The organism is Vibrio sp. 2033, assembly GCF_033339735.1.
Genome location: NZ_JAWOVC010000011.1, coordinates 143,619 through 163,887, shown reverse-complemented (window position 1 = coordinate 163,887; position 20,269 = coordinate 143,619). Strand labels below are relative to the sequence as shown.

Annotated in this window: 13 protein-coding genes; 5 read left to right on the top strand and 8 right to left on the bottom strand. The window is 47.1% G+C overall.

What is annotated here, in order from left to right; genetic code table 11:
- Positions 1 to 190 precede the first annotated feature (190 nt).
- Positions 191 to 1,945, bottom strand: coding sequence for a hypothetical protein (locus tag R7P74_RS15425; RefSeq protein ID WP_225473638.1), 1,755 nt, complete (start codon positions 1,943 to 1,945; stop codon positions 191 to 193).
- Between the two features lie 427 nt (positions 1,946 to 2,372).
- Between R7P74_RS15425 and R7P74_RS15420 the strand changes: the two genes are divergently transcribed.
- Both R7P74_RS15420 and R7P74_RS15415 read left to right on the top strand, forming a co-directional pair.
- Positions 2,373 to 3,326: a M23 family metallopeptidase gene (locus tag R7P74_RS15420; RefSeq protein ID WP_005374721.1), complete on the top strand. Its 954-nt coding sequence runs from the start codon at positions 2,373 to 2,375 to the stop codon at positions 3,324 to 3,326.
- Positions 3,230 to 3,682: a bactofilin family protein gene (locus tag R7P74_RS15415; RefSeq protein WP_138939491.1), complete on the top strand. Its 453-nt coding sequence runs from the start codon at positions 3,230 to 3,232 to the stop codon at positions 3,680 to 3,682. The genes R7P74_RS15420 and R7P74_RS15415 overlap by 97 nt, the downstream gene beginning before the upstream one ends.
- Before the next feature lie 87 nt (positions 3,683 to 3,769).
- Here the strand turns inward: R7P74_RS15415 and R7P74_RS15410 are convergent, their stop codons facing one another.
- Positions 3,770 to 6,520, bottom strand: coding sequence for a M16 family metallopeptidase (locus R7P74_RS15410; RefSeq protein ID WP_225473636.1), 2,751 nt, complete (start codon positions 6,518 to 6,520; stop codon positions 3,770 to 3,772).
- Between the two features lie 364 nt (positions 6,521 to 6,884).
- On the opposite strand from R7P74_RS15410, the gene R7P74_RS15405 reads away from it, so the two are divergent.
- On the top strand, positions 6,885 to 8,771 hold the full coding sequence (locus tag R7P74_RS15405) for a methyl-accepting chemotaxis protein (protein WP_005383451.1): 1,887 nt from the start codon (positions 6,885 to 6,887) through the stop codon (positions 8,769 to 8,771).
- A 117-nt stretch (positions 8,772 to 8,888) separates the two neighbouring features.
- Here the strand turns inward: R7P74_RS15405 and fecE are convergent, their stop codons facing one another.
- The 6 genes from fecE to R7P74_RS15375 all read right to left on the bottom strand — a co-directional run bounded on the left by fecE (position 8,889) and on the right by R7P74_RS15375 (position 16,978).
- Positions 8,889 to 9,653 (bottom strand): Fe(3+) dicitrate ABC transporter ATP-binding protein FecE, encoded by a 765-nt coding sequence (gene fecE, locus R7P74_RS15400; RefSeq protein WP_213905526.1) that lies wholly within the window; start codon positions 9,651 to 9,653, stop codon positions 8,889 to 8,891.
- A gap of 2 nt (positions 9,654 to 9,655) precedes the next feature.
- Positions 9,656 to 10,627: a FecCD family ABC transporter permease gene (locus tag R7P74_RS15395; RefSeq protein ID WP_047102431.1), complete on the bottom strand. Its 972-nt coding sequence runs from the start codon at positions 10,625 to 10,627 to the stop codon at positions 9,656 to 9,658.
- Entirely contained in the window at positions 10,624 to 11,583 is a 960-nt protein-coding gene (locus tag R7P74_RS15390) for a FecCD family ABC transporter permease (protein ID WP_334458728.1), read from the bottom strand. Before R7P74_RS15390 ends, R7P74_RS15395 begins: the two co-directional genes overlap by 4 nt.
- Before the next feature lie 74 nt (positions 11,584 to 11,657).
- Positions 11,658 to 12,581 (bottom strand): Fe(3+) dicitrate ABC transporter substrate-binding protein FecB, encoded by a 924-nt coding sequence (locus R7P74_RS15385; protein ID WP_225473632.1) that lies wholly within the window; start codon positions 12,579 to 12,581, stop codon positions 11,658 to 11,660.
- A 101-nt stretch (positions 12,582 to 12,682) separates the two neighbouring features.
- A complete protein-coding gene (pvuA, locus tag R7P74_RS15380) occupies positions 12,683 to 14,821 on the bottom strand; it encodes a TonB-dependent siderophore vibrioferrin receptor PvuA (RefSeq protein WP_318122945.1) in 2,139 nt (712 codons plus the stop codon).
- A gap of 120 nt (positions 14,822 to 14,941) precedes the next feature.
- Positions 14,942 to 16,978 carry a TonB-dependent receptor gene (locus R7P74_RS15375; RefSeq protein WP_025768678.1) on the bottom strand — a complete coding sequence of 679 codons (2,037 nt, stop codon included), beginning with the start codon at positions 16,976 to 16,978 and terminating at the stop codon, positions 14,942 to 14,944.
- 250 nt (positions 16,979 to 17,228) lie between these two features.
- Between R7P74_RS15375 and R7P74_RS15370 the strand changes: the two genes are divergently transcribed.
- Positions 17,229 to 18,440: an ATP-grasp domain-containing protein gene (locus tag R7P74_RS15370; RefSeq protein ID WP_085569434.1), complete on the top strand. Its 1,212-nt coding sequence runs from the start codon at positions 17,229 to 17,231 to the stop codon at positions 18,438 to 18,440.
- Complete coding sequence (locus tag R7P74_RS15365) at positions 18,437 to 20,269, top strand: IucA/IucC family protein (RefSeq protein ID WP_225473627.1); 1,833 nt, start codon at positions 18,437 to 18,439, stop codon at positions 20,267 to 20,269. The genes R7P74_RS15370 and R7P74_RS15365 overlap by 4 nt, the downstream gene beginning before the upstream one ends.

Here is a 20,269-nt window from a genome sequence, read left to right as displayed (position 1 = left end):
AATACGTGGGAAGCTTGATTGTATCTACTCATGTTATTTGTCCTCTTTGACTTCTGGAAAAATCAAAGACGCATTTAACATGAGTAGTTTTACAGGCAAAGCCGAAACGGATGATAACCACCTACTGAAGTAGGTGGTTTAGGGCTGAAAACAAAAGGCGGCTTCAAGCCGCCTTTTTCTACTCAATGTGTTACTGCTGTGCAACCGTTACAGGTTTAGTTGCACCACGGTAATCAAACTCAAAACCAATACCTTGGTCTGTCACGTCCATCGTCATACCACCAACAAGCTCGCCTTGTAAGCTTTTGACAACATCATCCGGAACCGGCTCCCCAGTGATTGACGACGCACTCTCTAGCACTTCCAAAATACGCTCTGAATCAAAATCAAAACTGAACAAGCCATTTGGAGAAAGTGATTGCGCCATCACATCTTTGCTTGCTTCCGCAGCACTATCACCACTGTAAAGAGTGAAATGGTTTTCGTTTAGACGAGCAAACACGTCCACCTTCATGCCAGTATGCATTTCTAATAGCTCACTGACATTAACAGGTTGGTTATCCGGTTGAATTTGCAATTGAGCAAGTTCAGGAACGAACATTTGCGCAGTTTGAATAAGCATCATTGGATCATTGGCAGAAAGAGACAACATACCATCTAGCTGGCTAAATACTTCACCATGCTGAGCATTAGTATCTACTTTGATATCAAACATTTGCAGGCTTAACCCTTTAAGGCCATTAACCATGCCTGACCCCATGCTTACAGCGGCTGCTGGATTCTGGCCGCCCATCTCTTGCTGCATTTGTGTCAATAAAGAGCATTGATATTGAGGCTGGGTCAAGTCAGCCCAAATCTGACCAATCGATGGCGCTAGCGTATTAATGTCTAAACCAAGCGCCATACTAAAGAAACTCTTATCACTTTTAGACTCAGCCAATACACCACGAATCGACTTGAGCGCATCTAGAATCACTTTATTGTTGGACTCAACAACAAAAGAACCTTTAATGAACGCCTGATCGCCTTTCATCTTGTATTCTGCAAACGCGACGGACTGAGGCCAGTTTTCTGCAACTTGAGTAAGCTCAGTATGGCAGGCTGGTGAACGCATTTCCTCAATAGTTGGTTCAGGATCTATTGCATCCAACGTGCTGATTTGACGAGCAAACATATTGCCATCTTTCGTCGTCAAACCTTTAATCACTTCGCGATGATCAAAGTAACCAAAAGAGTTGTTGTTTTCACCGTATTTGGCTTGCAACGCCTCAAGGCGTCCACTGTCAGCAATATTTTGACTTGGTGCTTCAAGCCCTAATGCCATTTTAATCGGGTTTTGAACGCCCAGTTGCGGAACATCAACCGTTAACGTAAGCACGTTATCAACCACGGCTACAACCAAGCCAATACCGTCCTGCGGGTCAATTGAATCAGTCATCTCGTAACGACGATACTCGACGTCACCAAGCTTAACCAACTCATGCTTAGCGCCGCTCATCTGCTCTTCATGATCCAGTGTTTTCCATAACGCGGCAGGGTCTTCAATATCCACTTTGTACACCGGTACCATACCAATTGTGTACAACACAGGATTAATGTTTTCCCCGGTGCCCAAATAAGCTTTTAATGTTTCTGGCGACGCAGCACTCTCTAGGTACCCATCGAATAAGTTAACTGCAAACTGCTGTTGTGGAGACAGTGGTTCATCGGCAAAAAGTTCTGCAATCGAGCCTTGATTCGCCGTACCGAATGCGTTCATGTATTTATAATGGTTAAAAGGTTCTGTCTGATACGTCACCATAAGTGAATCTGCAGGAACTTGCGTTAACAGTGAGCCTGCATCACTCGCGGTAGTATTGTTTTGGTACAGGTAGCCAGCGCCCCCTGCTGCTGCGACCACTGCTGTAGCCAATAGTAGTTTTTTCACGACCAACTCCGTTGTCATAGTTATGTGTTCCTAAACGAAATGTAACGCTTAGGTTTAAAGCCAATGAATAGTGCTTTATATCAACCGCTATCATAAACAAGTTATCGATGTAATGAATGTCGGTTTGATAAATTATCCAACATTTATAAGGCAAACCGTGAAGTAAGTTGAATTGCGTGCGGATGCTATTGGCAATATTCACAATCCAATTTCTCGGATAACCGCCTTAAAAATCATAATATTCAGTTAAATGAAGCGATTTGGAGTAATTACGACCAAAATCAGCAGAATATTAAATCTTTATTGAGTCTTTTATCTAATATCTGAAAACGCCTCACGACCTGACACTTCTTTCCAATTTGCCTCTGGCGGTCCCTACTCGTTTTCCTTACATTCCTACTAACTCAGTGACGAGACGTATACCAAATACGAGCAATAGAAGACGATGAAAGACCAGTTGACGATCTCTATATCAACTATCAATGGCTCAAGACATTGGTACTTCAGTAAAAGGATGCAACGCAACATAAAAACGTTTTTCGTTTTTTTTGTTGTTGCTCTGGCCGCGACCGTAATCTTAATTCATCACTTGTACACTCGCGTTGATAATGCAGCGTTAAAACAAGCTGAATTGACAGAGCATTCACGCACCATGGGTGAAGAGCTCAGCACACTGAAAACACTTAAATCAGAGCTAGAAAATGACCTTTCAGAACGGGAAGAACGGGTACAACTTGTTTCGGAACGTTTGGGTGAATTAGAGAAAGTGCTTGGGGTTGGAGAACATACCTCGACAAATAACTTGGATGCTAGGCTCGATGCAGCGGCGATAACCTCAAACGTTCGCATGGTGTTATTAAACCAAATACCAAGTGGCTCTCCAGTCGGCAACGTACGACTATCTTCCGGATTCGGTAAGCGTATCCATCCGGTGACAAAAGTTGCCAAGATGCATCGTGGGCTCGATTTTGCCGTAAATATCGGCACCAAAATTTATGCCCCTGCCGATGGGGTAGTGGAAGTCACCCGCCGCAGTAATAAAGGCTCTGGTAACTTCCTCAGGCTACAACATTCTTTCGGTTTTTCGAGTTCTTATTCGCACTTGAAAGCGTTCAAAGTAAAAAGTGGTCAGTTCGTCAAAAAAGGGCAGCTGATTGCAATTTCCGGCAACAGTGGGCTCTCTTCTGGCCCTCACCTGCATTACGAGGTGCGATTTGTTGGGCGAGCACTGAATCCGAAACCATTTGTCGATTGGAGCCTTAATGATTTCGAAGACATTTTTACTAAGGAGCGAAGAATACGATGGGAATCTTTAATCAAAACAGTGGAACAACGAGTAGCTCAGCAGCTTCAACTCTCATCGCCAAAGGCTGTTCTCTTAGCGGAGAACTCAAAGTAGAAAACGATGTCCAGATTGATGGCATCGTCGATGGTCAAGTTAACGTGGAAGGCACTCTCGTTGTCGCAGAAAGCGGGCGAGTAAACGGTGAAATCTACGCTAAACAGCTGATCATTAATGGCATGATGGACGGAAACTGTCACGCAGAACACATTCAAGTACTTGCCAAGGGACGCGTAAGCGGTAGGATCTGGAGCAATAACCTCAGCATTGAACCTGGTGGCAAATTCTTTGGTGAAGCAGCTGAATTACCTGAAAAAGAAGTGGTAACGCTCAAGGGTAAGGCTCAAGACAGTGCGATCACAAAAGAAAACAACACCAACAATGAAAAGCGACTTTCGCGTAAATCAGCATAAAAGCTTTGATTAAAGTGCTTAAAAAAGACGGCTTTCACGCCGTCTTTTTTATTACTATTGCCACGATTTTCGTCAGAAACTACGTGATTATTCGGCCGGATTTAAAACCATCACCGAGCGTTTTGCCTGTGGACCAAAAGCTGATTTTGCATGCGCTTTCACTTCATCTAACGTCACACTTTTAGCCACTTTCTCAACGTCAAGTAACACATCGACGCCGTAATCATGCACCAAATAACGAGTATATGCCCATGATCTCTGTGCTGGGTTGTCATCCAATCCTTGCATCGCGACTGCCAGTTGTTTCGCGGCCGTATCCACTTCTTTTTGGGTAATATTTGACGCTAAACCATCAAACACTTTGCCTAGTTTACTCTCTAAAAGTGCCACGTCTTCGGGCTCAACTTGAGACTCCAAGAGCCAATCAGAGATGGGTTCGCGATCTTGTGTCATGGTGTAAATGCTCGGGCTGTAATCAAGGCTAGACTCTTCTCGCACAATATCCAAAACACGTGCATTACTAATACGTTGCAAAATATCTTCGATAACCGTGTCTCTTGCCGTACGTTGGTAATCGCTCGTATTAGTCAAACGCATTACATACAACGATGAAGGTTCATGCCCATCCGCAACCACAGTTCGCTCCGGCACTTCCGGGTTAAACGCAACGTGATAATCAATCGAACGACTCGGTTTCATTTCGATAGAGGCCACATATTTACGCAAAAGTGGTGTAATTTCTTCCGGCTCTACGTTTGCAACAATAACCATCTTAAAACCATCATTGGTTTTGAAAAGTTGCTCATGCACCGCTAGTATCTGCTCGGAAGTCACTTGTTCAACATCATCACTGGACACTATACGATGACGACTACCCGGCAAATAAGAATTGCCGTTTGCTTTTTGAATCAGTTTTCCCATCGGTGATTCAAAAAAAGCGCCGCTCTGCTGTTTAAACTCTTGCTTCGCTGCTGCCATCTGGCGCTCGTCGACTTTAATCTCCGTCGCTAGGTTGTATAGTCCATTCAAAGCATCAGTTAGGTGCGTATTTGGCGCCGTAATTTGTGCTCCGTGACTGGTCGCATCAAGCATCGCGCCAAGCGCAATGTTGTTTTTGCGTAAGTAGCTATCTAGCTCTGAACCAGAAAATGCCCCTAACCCACTGCGTATTGCCGTTGTTGCTGCGATTTCATAAGCGGCATACAACGTCGGATCAACAGCGGCTTTACCACCTTGGCTCGCATAGTAAATATACGCTCGACCACCCGCTTTAGTATCTTTTTGGAACCACACTTCGACACCGTTTGATAGCGTATAGACTTGAAAACCACCCGCTTCCTGACGCATGCTCGTGATGCTGCCTTCCTGGGTAGGCTTTAAGAATCCATCCACTTTGTCATACATCTCTAACGTTTTTTCGCCAGTTTGAAGATAGGCACTGTTTAGAGCGGCAAATACACCATTGAACTGTTCTGACGTTTCGCTTTTCCCCAAACCAATAAAAAAGCTTGGCTGCTGAGATAACAAAGCCGCCAATTGTGTGTTAATGCTCTCTAAATTCTCGTTGTTGATGAATTCTGCCAAACTCTGGGCATAATTCTCTTTTGATTGGCTGACACTGTCTTGTCCAATTTGAAAAACACGTGCTTCTGCGTAACTGTTTGGCTTACGCTGACTCCAATCTGAATCAATATTTGCAAGTTCACCTTGCCAATTTGACATAACGCTATCTAACTCGGATTGAGTCGCACCATAATCTCTCAACGACGCCAAGGTACGAATGAAAGTCTGGTGCATTTGTTCGCGGCGATCTGGTGCAAACGAAATCCCTGCCGACATCATACGCTGATAGTTAGAGTAATAGGGCTCTGCATAAGCGTATTGAAAAGGTTCAGCGGCATCACTGAGTACACGGATCAAACGCTGTTGAATGAGTTGTGTTGCGACTTCATCACGCCACACTTCATGTTGTTGCTCAATCGTCGTGCCGCCACTTAGACCACGCTCAATCACTAAATGAAGACTTGGTGATTCCATCGTGTTACTTGGCAAGATTCTGTTTTCGTTGTTCACTCGAATATCACGGCGCTTCTCTATTACCGTATCCGAGGTACTTTCCCAGTTCGAGAACTTGCTTTTGATAATCTTGGACAGTGAATCTACGTCGATATTACCAGTCACAATCAACTCGGCATTTTGTGGCTGGTACCATTTGTCGTAAAACGCCTTTAACTTACTTGAGGAAGCATTTTGAATCGCTTCGCGAGTACCAATTGGGTCATGCTCACCATACATAGTGCCTTCAATCGAGGCTTGGTAAGCATGCATAGAAAAGGACTTATCATCCGGATTGGCACGTCGCCATTCCCCGAGAATCACCCCTTTTTCTTTCTCTACTTGCTCAGGAGCAAACTCAAGTCCGTTACCGATATCTCTCATCCACTTCAGGGCATCTTCTAGCTTCGTATTATTCGCAAGGTCAAGTTGGTAAGACGTTTGCTGATAACTGGTAAAAGCGTTGATATCAGCGCCAAAGCTACCACCAGATTGCTCAAAAAGTTTGACAACGTCGTTACCGGTAAAATGCTCACTACCATTAAACGCCATATGCTCAACAAAGTGAGCGTAACCCTTTTGAGAAGATGTTTCTTGGAATGAGCCGATATTCATCACCAAACGGACCGAGACTTCTTGGTCTTCTGTTGGATAGAGATGGTATTTCATACCGTTCGATAACTGGTCCACGTGCCAGTTGGCGTCAGGTTGAATCGGCGTCGACTGTTGTATCAGAGCACACCCTGACACTAATAACGCGGGGACTAACAATATACTGCGCATAACGATTGCCCATAACAATGATTAAGCTAATCAATATATATCCGGTGCTATAACCTTCACATTTTTAATGGATTATCAGACACGCAAATGTGATAAAGATCACCATTTATTGAAATCAATTCTCATTTACAAAAATCGACAAATCCTTACTTTACAAATACATAAATAATATCGTTCCAAATCCTTTTGCTTATTTGGTGTAAAACTCAAATTCGCGACATGGAGTCAGTATTTATTTTGAGCAATAAAATATAATTATTGAACAGATTCGAATCTGACTTTCTGCTGCATATTCAACAGCGCAGAGAGCACTGATGAGAATAAAAACACAACAACTATTATTCAAAGATCTATTATTCGCTTTATGTTCAAAAATCTATCATTAAAAAACAAACTGGCAATTTCTGCCAGTGCCGCCATCATTCTAGGGGGAGTGCTGGTAGAGGGGCTGTCTTTTCGAGATTCATTAAATAGGCTCGATGTCGAAGTCGCACAGCGACTAGAAAGCACTAGCGCATCTTACAATCAATACGTAAAGGACTGGCTACTCTCTAAAGAGCGCGCACTGACTTCACTCTCTTCTGATTCAGAGAAACGTTCTCTGGTTACACATTTGAAACAAGTCCGAGACTCTGGCGCGTTCGATAACGTTTTCCTCGCTTACCCGGACGGGTCACAAGACAACGCTAATGGGGTGGTTTTGCCACCAGGTAATAACGATCCTCGCAAGTGGGGCTGGTACACCAACGCCATTGCCAATCCATCGAAAGTCTTTATGGATAATCCGACCGTTGCTGCTGCAACTGGTGCGAATGTGGTGTCGCTCGGTAAAGCCCTGCAATTGCATGGTCAAACCGTCGTTCTGGGTGCTGACGTAGAGATCGGTGATATCCTGAACAGCCTCAACCAAGTGATCCTACCGGGTGAAGGTTATATGTTTATTGCCAATGAACAGGGCAATATTTTCACTCATAACAACGGTAAACTGCTGAATCAACCGGTTAGCAAGCTAGGCCTCAACAACAACGACATTACGTCAGCCGCACGTTCAGGTACAGAACGTCGCGTCTCTATTAACGGCATCGAATATGTGATTTACGCGCGCCACATAGAGGGTACCAAACTCACAACGGTCACAGTGTTAGATCAAAACTCGTTGGTTGCCCCACTTTACGATGCAGTTTGGGATCAAATCATCGCAACCACTATCGTCGTCGTTATCTGTGTGGCTTTGTTTAACCTGCTATGTAACATCTTGTTCCGTCCGCTCTACAATGTTTCGAATGCGCTTGCGCAAATCGCCAACGGTAGCGGCGATCTGACTCAACGCATCAAAGTAGAAAACCGTGACGAAGTTGGTGAACTGGCTGAAAACTTCAACCAGTTTGTTGAAAGTTTACAGCAGCTTATTGGTCATATTCGTCACCAAGCGGAAGAACTAAGCCAGCAATCAGAACTGAGCACGACTCGCGCGAATCAGTCGGTTTCTGATCTGAACCATCAGCAACAAGAAATCACTATGGTGGCGACCGCTGTGACCGAAATGGCATCGGCAACGCAAGAGATTGCCGCACATGCAGAGCAGACGGCTAAAGCCGCTCAAGACTCTTCAGCAAGCACACAAAATGGTCATGAGTTGGTGATCAACTCCAAATCGTCCATCAATAATTTGTCTTCTGAAGTCAACCAAGCGAGCGTTGTCATCGGTGAGCTCAACCAGCACGCGCAAGACATCTCAACCGTGCTATCAACGATTCGAGACATCGCAGAGCAAACCAACTTACTGGCTCTGAATGCGGCGATTGAAGCGGCGCGTGCAGGAGAGCAAGGTCGCGGTTTTGCCGTTGTTGCAGACGAGGTTCGCGTGCTATCACAACGCACACACACCTCAACCGAAGAGATTCGCTCGACGATCGAGACCTTGCAGCAAACCACACAACGCGCAGTGACCATCATGGATACAAGCTCTCAGCTCGCGCAAGGTTCGGTGGAAGATGCAGATCGCGCAGCACTGGCTCTGGATGAAATCAACGCGGCCGTTGCGCTGATCAGCGATATGGCAACGCAAATCGCGACCGCCGCCGAAGAGCAAACGCACGTAACCAATGAAATCACGCAAAATGTCACGTCCATTAAAGATGTGACCGATCACTTGGTAGTTGGTGCCGAAGAATCGATGAATCAATCTGCTGAGCTGAAATCGCAAGCTGAGGATCTCAACTCGAAAGTGGCGACGTTTAAACTGGCTTAAACGCCACATTAAGGACGCTCTTAAAAACAACAAACCCCGCTAGCAACTTTGTTACTAGCGGGGTTTGTTTTTATGGATCGACGTTTTTATTGCAGATAGCTTTCCAAAGACGTAAACCTACACCGCCACACACATCGGCGTGCCTGAGATTGGGTCATTAAATACTCTCGCTTGTAAATCAAACACCGATGACAACATGCCTTCTGTCATTACCTCTTGCGGTGTTCCCTGCGTGACTAACTGACCTTTTTCCAACACCACCAAATGATCGCAGTAACGGCACGCTTGGTTTAGATCGTGCAGCACTACGACCACTGTTTTGCCTTTGTCGTTCATCTGCCTCATGAGTTTCATCAGCTCAACTTGGTGAGAGAGATCCAAGTAAGTGGTTGGCTCATCAAGCATCACTACGTCGGTATCTTGCGCCATTACCATCGCAATCCACGCTCTTTGCCTTTGACCGCCAGACAACGATTCAACTGGCTTGTCAGCAAACTCAATCACGCCAGTATCTTGCATTGCTTGCTCGACCAAGGCTTTGTCTTGTTGACTTAACCTGCCCCAATGAGAGAGATAAGGCGAGCGGCCATATTCGACCAGTTTTCTGACGGTAATACCTTCAGGACCGACAAGAATCTGCGGCAGCAAAGACAACGAACGCGCCAAGCGTTTATCACCGTAGCTGCTTAGTGGTTTGTCGTCATACAACACTTGGCCAGAAGCGGGTTTATTGATGCGTACCAAGGTTTTTAATAGTGTCGATTTACCGCAACCATTTGGACCAACTAGTGCGGTAATTTTACCTTGAGGAATCGACAAAGAGAGATCTGGAATGATGGTCTGTTTGCCGTACGCGACGGATAAGTTCTGCGTTCGTAACATGCTTACCAACCTCTATAACGATACAAAAGAAAAATGAAATATGGTGCGCCAATAACAGATGTCAGCACTCCCGCTGGTAGCTCAATTGGCGGCTGTAAGCCTCTCGCTAAACCATCGGCGCAAATCACCAACAAAGCGCCAAGGGTTGCAGCGGCTGGAATCAACAACTTGTGGTTGTGGCCAAACAGCAAACGCGCAAGATGCGGCGCAAGCAGGCCAACAAAGCTGATCGTGCCTGCCACAGACACACTGATACTCGCCAATAGCACGGCAGCAATCAACGCAATAATTTGGATCTGTCTTGGTTTCGTGCCAAGTGTAGTGGCGCTTTCTTCTCCCAGTCCCATAACATCTAGCCGCCAAGCCAGCCAAAACGCCAATGGTAGTAGCAGCAATAAAGCACTCCAAATAAACGGCACTTGTTGCCAGTTTCGTCCCCACAAACTGCCGGTTAGCCATACCATCGCCGTGTTGATTTCAATAGGGTGCACAATCAGAAGAAAATCGATACCGCTGGCTAAAAATGCGCTGACAGCAACACCAATCAGCGCCAAACGTGCTGGTGTTGGTTTCGACCAGTAAGCCAGCACAGCAATAAAGCCAGCAGCAAGCAAGCCTCCCGCCATGGCGACCATCGGCAACATTGCCACTGGCGCATTCGGATACAGCACCAAACAAGCGGTAGCCGCCAGTCCTGCTCCGGCGCTTATCCCCATTAAATCTGGTGAGGCAAGTGGATTACGGATGACGCCTTGAACTAAAACGCCTGACAGCCCCAACCCAGCGCCCACGCCAATGGCGAGCAACATTCTCGGTAATCGATATTGGTGAATCACAAAGTCCGAGTCAGAGAAAGAAAACAGTAATGCAAAAACCTGTTGAGCCGACATGTTCGCCGCGCCAACAAACAGCGTGAGAGAAGACGCAATCAGCAACAATCCAACTAATGCAAACAGTTTGGTTTGATTCATCATGATGATTTCCTCATTGCAATCGCGATAAAGCAAGGTGTGCCCAACAGCGCGGTAATCACGCCCACTGGCGTTTCAGCCGGAAAGGCAATCGCTCGTGATAAAGCATCTGACCACGTCACCAATGCCGCGCCACACAAGGCGGAAACCGGAATGAGAATGTGATAGTTGTGACCAACAATCGGGCGTACCAAGTGCGGCACTAACAACCCGACAAAGCCAATTGGCCCAGCAATCGCTACGCTAGTTCCTGCCAACAGCACAACCGCTAAACCACTGATAAATCGCGTAAGACGAATGTTACCACCTAGCCCAACAGCAACTTCGTCCCCCAACGCGAGTAAATTTAAGTTTCGCGCTAAGCCCATGGCGAGCACCAAACCTAAAGTCGCAAAAGGCCACAGTTGCTGCAACTGCTCAGAATCTACCGCAGAGAGTGAACCCGTTAACCAATGCAACACGCTGTAAGCCATGTCATCCGCCAAAATTACCGACGCACGAGTTAACCCTATCAGCAGTGCACTGATGGCAATGCCCGCTAGCACTAAACGCAATGGGTGAGAACGCGCGGAGAAAAAACCGCCCAACAACATGACCGCACCACCACTTAGTAGCGCACCGAATACTGCGTTGATGATGGGGTTCAATTGACTAAAGAATGGTACGCCGATGGAGGCCAAGGCCATAAAACACGCCGCACCAGCATTAATGCCGAGAATGGATGGCGACGCCAAAGGGTTACGAGTTAACCCTTGCATCAGCACACCGGATACCGCAAGCGAAGCACCAATCAATAACCCAGCATAGGTGCGAGGAGCGCGCAACGTCGCAAGAATTTGATGCAGCATATTGCCCTCATCAAACGCAAACCAATAGCTTGTCAGATCATTAACACTCAAAGAAAAGTTGGACCACCCAATCATTGAGGCGGTATAGCCTGACAACGTACACAACGCCATAGCACTGACAAACAAGCTCGCTTTCCAATGCGATTTGCTAACCGAAGACGGGCTTTCTGAGATTATCGACGCACTCATGAGCGCTCCAATAACGCTTCAAGGTTGCAGGCAATTTCTTCCGCCGCCAACATGCCGCGATTTAATGACCACAGTTCCGGAGAGACTTCTACCAGTTGCTGCTTTTTCGCCGCAGTTAACAGCTTAAATAATGGATTTTTGCGCCATTCATCCACGATATTTGGTTGAGAGTAAAGTCCAACTAGTAACCAATCAGGGTTGGTTTTTAGCAAAAGTTCGAAGCTGGTTGGGATATACGCATTGCGCTCAGATGGAGCCAGCGGGCTTTGGATGCCTAGAGTGCTCAAAACGCCGCCAGCGTAAGAAACCCGGCTATGCAGCCACATCCCTTTGTCGGAAACCACACCAAACTGAATGGTTTCTTGTGTCGAAAAATGCTGTTTGAACTCTGCCATGGTCTGTTTGTGCTGCTCAATGCGTTGCGTCATTTGCGCTTGCTTGCCAATCGCAACCCCGATTTTCTGTGCAGATTCGAGGTTTTCTTGATATGTCTCTCCACGGCTTTTTAACAGCAAGGTTGGCGCAATTCGCTGCAAATCCTGATAAATAGCACGATGGCGTTCGGCATCGGCAATGATCAAATCAGGCTTGAGCACCGCAATCGCCTCTAAACTCGGTTGTGAGCGCATGCCGACCGATTGCCAAGGTTCGATCTTGTCACGAACAGCAGGGATGACTCGTGTGGCATCGTTGTCATCGGCAACGCCTACCGGTGAGACATCGACGGCCGCCAGAGCGTCCACAAACGAAAACTCCAAAACCACAATACGTTGAGGTATCGCTTCTAGCTCAAAAATGCCTTGCTCATCTTTCACGCTGCGCGCCTGAGACAATGCGCTAAATGACATCAAAGCTGAGCTCAGTAGCATCAGCAAAACGGTTGAAAAGTGTTTGATCGTAAATTGTTTTTTATTTTTCATCTTGCTTTTTTCCAGTGCTAAGAGTTTTCCATTACCTAAGATCGGCAAAGTCGCCAAGGTAAATTGGCGACTTTTCTTTTCAAACTCGGTGAACGAAACGCTTAAAACTGATAGTTCAGATCCAGTGTGTAAGAGCGTCCCGGAGCTGGGTACCGACCAACTGGGCTTGTATCAATCCCGCGGAAGTAATACTCCTCGTCAAACAAGTTGTTCACCGCAACATTCATGCGTAACTTGCCTTTATCGTCTTTGTATAAATCCGTCCCCAAGTTGAAGTTCCACACCATGTAAGATGGTACTTTACCCGTTGCGCCTGTTGCATCTTCGGCACTGGTGTTGACGTTATCGGTATACGAATCACTGAAGTAGAAGCCCGATAGCGTGGTGTCCATGCCGTAAAATGCGTAAGTTGCATCCCAACCAAGCTGATGCTTAGAGGTGTAAGGCAGTTGATTACCTTTATTCGCGCCTTCTTCTTCAAGCGTAGCGTCTAGATAGTTGTAGCTTGCGCCTAAACTCAGTGCAGGTAGAACTTCAGGCACATAACGAGCAGAAAGCTCTATGCCTTGGTGAAGTGTTTTTCCGATGTTATCGAAAGTCTGCGTTGAGCTTTGCCATTGCAATTGATCTTCAAAGTCGATGCGATAAAGTGCAGCGTTAAAGCTGGTCGCATCTTGGGTGTAACGCGCGCCGACTTCGTAGTTCCAAGCCAGTTCGCTACCTTCTTCACCCAAGCCTCGGATGTAGGCAATTTGTGGCGCACGAAGTGATTTTTGCGCGTTCGCATACGTCACCCACTGATCAGTTAAGTTGTATGCCACCGTCAAACCTGGCAACCATTCCGTCACGGTGTTGTCTGCTGTTTGTTTTTTACCACGATCGGTAAACGTCATTCGAACCGACTCAACACGCAACCCAGGCGTTACCTTCAATGTATCATTGAACAAACCAATTTCGTTGCTAACGTATCCAGCAAACGCGTCCGTATCTAAATGCCAATCACGCGGAACGCTGGTTGCACCACCGGCGATTGGAGTCTGAGTGAGTTTGTAGTCGATGTCTTCGTTAACATAACGGGTACCCACGATCCAGTTTTGAGTAACGGATTTACCTTCGCCAAAGTACATCGCCATTTTTGGCTCTATACCATACACGGTAAATTCACGTGGAGAGGTACGAACGTCCGTCGCTGGCAGAGCCGGATCCGCCCAATGGCCACCCGCGCTGTTAAAGCCCCACTTGAAAAGACGCTCTGACTTATGGCCAAACGTTAGCACTTCTAGCTCAGCACTGTCGGCAAATGGCAAATCGTGGATGTACTTAACACTCCAGCGCGTCGACTTACCTTCATAATCATCGTAAGGACGTTTCGATTGGTGACGATCTTGCTCGTAATCTTGTGGCGAAAGTGCGCCCGGCATTTGCGTTTCAGCATCGTAACGTTGCAGGAATGCTTGAATCTCTTGAGTGTCACTCAGTAGCCACTGTGCTTTGGCTTGGAAGTTCTTCACGTCCGTATCGGAATTTTCACGGAAGCTTTCACCTTTTAGGAAGTTACCTTCCAACTGTAGTGCAAATGTGTCGCTTAACCAGCCGCCCGTGCGTAGGTAAAAATCATTCAGCGGCGCATCACCGCCATCAAACACGGTAAGGCGGTTACTGATTTCAGTTTGCCACGTGTGTGGAATCGGTTTGGTCACTAAGTTGATCACACCACCGACGTTGTTTGGGCCGTACTGTACTGCGGCACCACCGCGTACAATGTCAATACGATCAAGCATCGACAGTGTTGCTGGGAAGATAGACTGACCAGTGTGACCATATGGCGCAAGTGTTAGCGGTACACCATCCATCAAAAACTGAGCATGACCACTACGGCTTGCTTTCAAACCACGTACGGAAATGTTAGGCAATACGCCCGTTCCGCTTTCATCCTGAACTTTAATACCCGGCACGCGCTGCAGCGCGTTATCAATCGAACCTGCGGCGGTTTTCTCAATTTGATCACGGGTAATGACGGTACGAGCACCAGGGTACTCTTTGACGTCTTCAATTTCAGAGTTACCAATCACACTACCAGTGACAACGACAGTTTCCATCGCGGTAGTTTGTTCTTTTTTAGCAGGAGCGGCAACCGCGCTCATGGATGTGGCAGAAGCGATTGCAATCGCAAGCACACTGTAAGTGGTAGACAAACCAGCACGTACACGCACTTTACCATCCAAATTCTGGTAAGACATTAAGATCTCCTTTGCGAGAAATTGAGCCTCGGGCAGAATACATCCCGTAGGCTCTCGGGGCTAAACATCCTCAATATGAGGAAAAAATCGGCTAACAGGCGCTAACTACGCACAAAAAGCCTAGAACTGATATCCGTAGCTGAGCATGAACTCGGCTGGTGCGCCGTAGCCAATCTGGTTTAAGCCAGACGTGCCGTTTGTTGCGCCAAGAATGTATTTCTCATCCAAAATGTTGTAAGCGTTCGCTTGGATTTTGTGACGACCAGTGGTGTACGCCGCCATCAAATCCACCGTTGTGTAATCGCCAAGTGCGACGGCTTCGTCGTTCCCTGCATAACGGTCGCCCACGTACTTCACACCACCGCCTAAACGCCAGTTGTCATCCAATTGGTAAGTGCTCCAAAGAGAGAACAAGTGGTCTGATACATCGTTAGGCTTTTTGCCTGTGGCTTTGTCTTCCGCATCCAAGTAGCTGTAACCCACAGAGATGTCCCACTGTTTGGTGATTTGGCCGCGAGCCTCTAATTCAATGCCTTGGTGACGCACTTCAATTTTATCGATCACATCGCCGTCCACGTTAGTTTGTGGTTGCTCTTGATCAATCTGGAACAGTGCCGCATTCAACATTAATGCGTTATCCAAAAGGTACGCTTTCGCACCCACCTCTTTTAAGTCGGTGTGGAAGAATTCCGCCAATTTTGGATTGATGTAGATACCAGCGTACGGTAACTGCCAAGAGCGCGCTAAACTGGCGTATACGGATGTGTCGGAATTGATGCGGTATACCAAACCAGCACGGTAGCTGACTTTGTCATCATCCAATTTTTCCTTATCTGAGCCCGCTTTTTGTTGTTCTAGCTCCATCGAGTCGTAACGCACGTTACCGATCAAAGAAAGGTCACCCCACGTATAGACGTCTTGCACATACAAACCTGTCGTGGTGGTGGTATTGTCACGAAATGGCTTAAAGCCCGGATCAGGCGTTGGACCAACGACTGGGTCGTAGATATTTTGCGGAGGAAGCGTTTTGTCACTTGCCAACGTTAGGTCGATATCGATCTGGTTGAAATCTGCACCCACCATCAATTGATTGTCCCTGGTTTCCCAAACCAACTCAGATTGTAAAGTGGTCGTAGTACGTGGATCGTAACCAAAGTTGTTAACGGTTTGAGACACTTCATTACCCGTCACTTTGCCCTGACGCGTGCCTTTTTGCTCAAGTTCGATATGGTTGAACGCCGCTCGGTTGTTCCATACCCATTGATCATTCAGACGCCATTCGTAATCCACCGCAATACGGAGACTGTCTGACTCCTGATAGTCGTTTGTGCCGCCAAAGTAAGTGCTTACTGGCAAATCAACTGGCTTGCCATTTTTTGATGGCACACCACGATACGGCACTAGTTCTTGATGGGCGTATTCCACGTCAATATCAATGGTGTGACCTTCCGCTGGTAACACACGAATGGTCGGTGCAATGAAGAAATCGTTTGAATCAACATGATCAACGTACGAGTCGGCTTGACGGTATTCCAAGTTAATACGCCCGTTGACCTTATCTGTAAACGCCATTGAGCTGTCGACCTGACCAACATATTGGTTGTTGCTGCCTACACTACCGTTTACGTGAGTAAAATTCTCACCGTTAGCGCGTTTCGTCACCAAGTTGATGATGCCCCCAGCCGAACCACGGCCATACAAAGCACCCGCAGGGCCTTTCACAATTTCAACGCGTTCAACGTTCGCTAAGCTGCGGTAAGACTGCAACGTACCGTCATCTCGCAAGCCATCACGGTACATATCGTTGAGTGAATCAAAACCACGGATCATGAACTGATCGCGGCTGCCTTCGCCCAAGGTGTTATTGACCCCGGCTACCCCATCTAGCGCATCCACTAAGCGCACCGCGCCTCGGTCTTGCATTTCTGTTTTCGTAACTACGGATACCGCTTGTGGCACATCAAGCCATTCCACATCGGTTTTGGTGCCTGATTGAGGCATGTGTTCAGCATAACCTTCGTACTGATGCCCGAAGACTTGAATCGTTTCAGTTGCTGATGAGGTTGAGTTCGTCTCTTCTGAAGCCACTGCGCTTGGTGCTACTAGTGAAGAACCAATCGCGACCGCCAAGGGGGTCAGGGTCAATAATTTATTCATTCCATAATTCCGTTTAGTTGTTATAAAGCCAACGGATGGAAATAAGAACAAATATTATTTCTATTTGCAATATTAATTTTATGCTCTATATTTATTTACCCTAAAAACACAACTAACAACAAAAAAAACCAAACATAATAACAATAAACACTAAAACTTCTGCCCTCCGTCTCGCGAGAGGCACATTGGAAGACGACCGTGAGCGACTTTATCAACGTTAGAAGAAAATGTTAGAAAATTAGGAAAGCTCATGAAATCTACGATGATTATCGTAAGTCATGTCGTTAACGATGCAGTCACTCACGGCTTCGTGCCTGCAGCTAAAGCGATGGACCTTCACGTCGTTCTTATCACCGACCATAAGCTCAGCCATTTAGAGTTGGCGAGTCGTGATAGTCACTTTAATCCGGATACCATTCTAGAATGTGATGTCTTCAACCCATTAGAACTCATCGAAACCATCACGGAGCATGAACTAAAGCCAGACGCTGTTTTCAGCAATAGTGATCACTTACAAACTTCCACCGCCATCTGCGCGCAATTTTTTGGTCTACCAGCCAAAGATTGGTCTGTCACGTTAAAGGCCAAAAACAAACACTTAACTCGACAAGTGTTAAATGAAAAATCCTTACCCAACACACAAAGCTGTTTGCTGCATCGCCATTCGAATGTGGCATTAGGCATGGCCTTCCCTGTCGTAGCAAAACCCAAAGAAGGCGTGGCAAGTATAGATGTACAGCGCTGTGACTCCCAAAGCGAGCTCGATGCATACTGCGATACGTTTTGGCAAAAGCACCCAAACGCCACCATTCTGGTGGAGCAGTTTCTTCAAGGACCGTTGGTTACGCTCGAAACTTTAGGAGATGGTAACCAACTTATCGCCGTGGGCGGTTTTGATGTGTCGCTCTCTGAGCCGCCTTACTTCATCGAAACCGCCGCAGACTGGAACGGACCAAACGGCATTGCTCACCGAGAAGCTTGCTTGGCTCAACTGAAAGCGTTCGGCGTTGGTTTTGGAGTTTGCCACAGCGAATTTATCATCACGGAAAACGGCCCAGTTCTGGTGGAAATTAACTACCGCAGTATTGGAGATGGCCGCGAATTCTTGCTCAACAATCTCGCTCACTTCGGCTGGTTTAGCACGATTTTGGGTCTGCATCTGGGTCGAAGATTGGACGGCGATTACCAAATTCATGGGTCAGCGCACGTGCACTACGTAGTTGCGGGACACAGTGGTGTGATTGACGGAGGTTCGACGTCGTTCATCCAACACGATGACGATATCATCACCCAGCAACAGGTACTAAAAACCGCTGGAGAACACTTCCAACAGAGTTATTCCAATAAGGATTATCTCGCCCGAATTTCGATTGTCTCACCATCAGGGCGAAACCTCGACCAAGCGCTGCAGAACGCGCTTAGCAATTTCGATCTCGCTCCGACTCGTGAGGTGGCAGCATGAATGACAACGCTTTGTATCTAACGCAACGATTGATCGACACTTGCTTGCGCGAAGACATGTTTGGCATTTTGTCGAAGGCCAAGTTCAGTAGAGACGCGCCAAAAGGGGTAATTGTTCCTCAAGACGAGCAAGTCTGGCTGATATTTGCCAACTCTGATTTCACGTTGTATTTACCTGTTGCGCCAACGTATTACATGCAGCACTGGCGCTACGGTCACGCCAATGACGAAACACCACCAGGTTGGTGGGTGGAGAAAAATGGCCAAGTCGAGCATCAACAGCATTACAAAGAGTGGATTGCGCTACTAACGACACTGGCGCATGAGAGCTCTCACGAGTTGTTGGCGGGATACCTTCAAGAACTGGAATGTGCAGAGAAACACAAAGCGCTGTGTGACCAAGCGTTTCATCATCACGCAGACCACATTTCTCAACCAATATCCGAGCTTGGTTCTTGGCATCAAAAACTGCTGCTAGCCGACCAGATCGCTTCTTACCTTGACCACCCGTACTATCCAACTGCGCGGGCGAAGTTTGGCCTGAGCGATGAAGACCTTGCTAAGTACGCGCCCGAGTTCGCACAAAGCTTTGCTCTGCATTGGATTGCGATTGAAAAATCACTGGTAACATTAACCAGCGGACAACCTGATTGCTGGCCAACCATGGAGCAAGTAGGGCTTCCTGCTGATTTTGCACTGAGCCACGTTCTGTTCCCTGCACATCCGCTCACCCTGCGATCTTTAGAAGCCTTACCCGAAGGTGTGATAGAAGCGCCTTTAACGTATCTAGACGTGACGCCGACGCTTTCCGTTCGTACTGTGGTCGTCAACGAGGCACCGCACATTCACATCAAGGTTCCGCTGATCATGCGATCGCTAGGCACGAAAAATATTCGCTTAATCAAGCCTTCAACACTGTATGACGGCCACTGGTTTGAACGCCTACTCAGCCACCTTGAACAAACGGACGCCGATTTAAACAGTCGCTTGTTCCATTGCAACGAAAAACACGGTGGACACATCGGCGAGGATAAAACCTTCGCGTACATCGTACGTGAGTACCCACTTACTCATTGCGAAGACAAAGCGTTAGTTCCGGTTGCAGCACTAGCAAGCCCAATGCCTGACGACCGCTTGTTCTTAGAACATTTGGCAGAACATTACTATCAACAAGATACGCTGGCGTGGTTCCAAGATTACGTCGATCTATTATGCCAAGTGCACCTCACCTTGTGGCTTCGTTATGGCATCGCATTGGAGTCCAACCAGCAAAACGCCATCATTGCATTTGATCAACAGGGCAAAATGACGCTCGCGATGAAAGACAACGACGCGGCGCGAATTTGGCCAGAGCGCTTCCACTTTGCAACAGAGCATGCCGCCCAAAAACACGGAACAGGAACAACTCCCGTGGATTGTGATGAACTGCTCGACCAACGCATCAAAGTCGACAATGAATTGGCGCTCGGTCAGATGTTTACCACCATCACACTGCAACTGGATATTGCAGCGATTGTAGAAGCCATGGCAGCGAAGGGCATTTCCTCTTCAGCATCGCTTTACGCTATCGTGGCCAAAAGCATTGCAGAGCAACTCAACCGATTAGAAGGCGAAGGGTTAGAGACAAAACTGGCTCGCGAGTTACTGCAAGAGGCACCTGATTTGTACGCCAAGTACTTGTTGAGCTCTGGCAGTTTGCTCTCAAAAGAAGCCTCCGGCGCGAGTGACATCAATAAGTTCTATGGTTTGTCGGCTCCGAACTTCTTGCTGCTTTCTAGCGAAGAAGCGCAACGCGCCTACTTAGAAGCCATCAAAAAAAGCGTACGTTAA

What these genes read in the sequence shown, in the direction of transcription:
- R7P74_RS15420 (WP_005374721.1), top strand. Translation starts at nt 2,373, where the DNA reads ATGAAAGACCAGTTGACGATCTCTATATCAACTATCAATGGCTCAAGA.
- fecE (WP_213905526.1), bottom strand. Translation starts at nt 9,653, where the DNA reads ATGTTACGAACGCAGAACTTATCCGTCGCGTACGGCAAACAGACCATC.
- R7P74_RS15425 (WP_225473638.1), bottom strand. Translation starts at nt 1,945, where the DNA reads ATGACAACGGAGTTGGTCGTGAAAAAACTACTATTGGCTACAGCAGTG.
- pvuA (WP_318122945.1), bottom strand. Translation starts at nt 14,821, where the DNA reads ATGTCTTACCAGAATTTGGATGGTAAAGTGCGTGTACGTGCTGGTTTG.
- R7P74_RS15375 (WP_025768678.1), bottom strand. Translation starts at nt 16,978, where the DNA reads ATGAATAAATTATTGACCCTGACCCCCTTGGCGGTCGCGATTGGTTCT.
- R7P74_RS15395 (WP_047102431.1), bottom strand. Translation starts at nt 10,627, where the DNA reads ATGATGAATCAAACCAAACTGTTTGCATTAGTTGGATTGTTGCTGATT.
- R7P74_RS15365 (WP_225473627.1), top strand. Translation starts at nt 18,437, where the DNA reads ATGAATGACAACGCTTTGTATCTAACGCAACGATTGATCGACACTTGC.
- R7P74_RS15370 (WP_085569434.1), top strand. Translation starts at nt 17,229, where the DNA reads ATGAAATCTACGATGATTATCGTAAGTCATGTCGTTAACGATGCAGTC.
- R7P74_RS15415 (WP_138939491.1), top strand. Translation starts at nt 3,230, where the DNA reads ATGGGAATCTTTAATCAAAACAGTGGAACAACGAGTAGCTCAGCAGCT.
- R7P74_RS15410 (WP_225473636.1), bottom strand. Translation starts at nt 6,520, where the DNA reads ATGCGCAGTATATTGTTAGTCCCCGCGTTATTAGTGTCAGGGTGTGCT.
- R7P74_RS15405 (WP_005383451.1), top strand. Translation starts at nt 6,885, where the DNA reads ATGTTCAAAAATCTATCATTAAAAAACAAACTGGCAATTTCTGCCAGT.
- R7P74_RS15385 (WP_225473632.1), bottom strand. Translation starts at nt 12,581, where the DNA reads ATGAAAAATAAAAAACAATTTACGATCAAACACTTTTCAACCGTTTTG.
- R7P74_RS15390 (WP_334458728.1), bottom strand. Translation starts at nt 11,583, where the DNA reads ATGGCGTTGTGTACGTTGTCAGGCTATACCGCCTCAATGATTGGGTGG.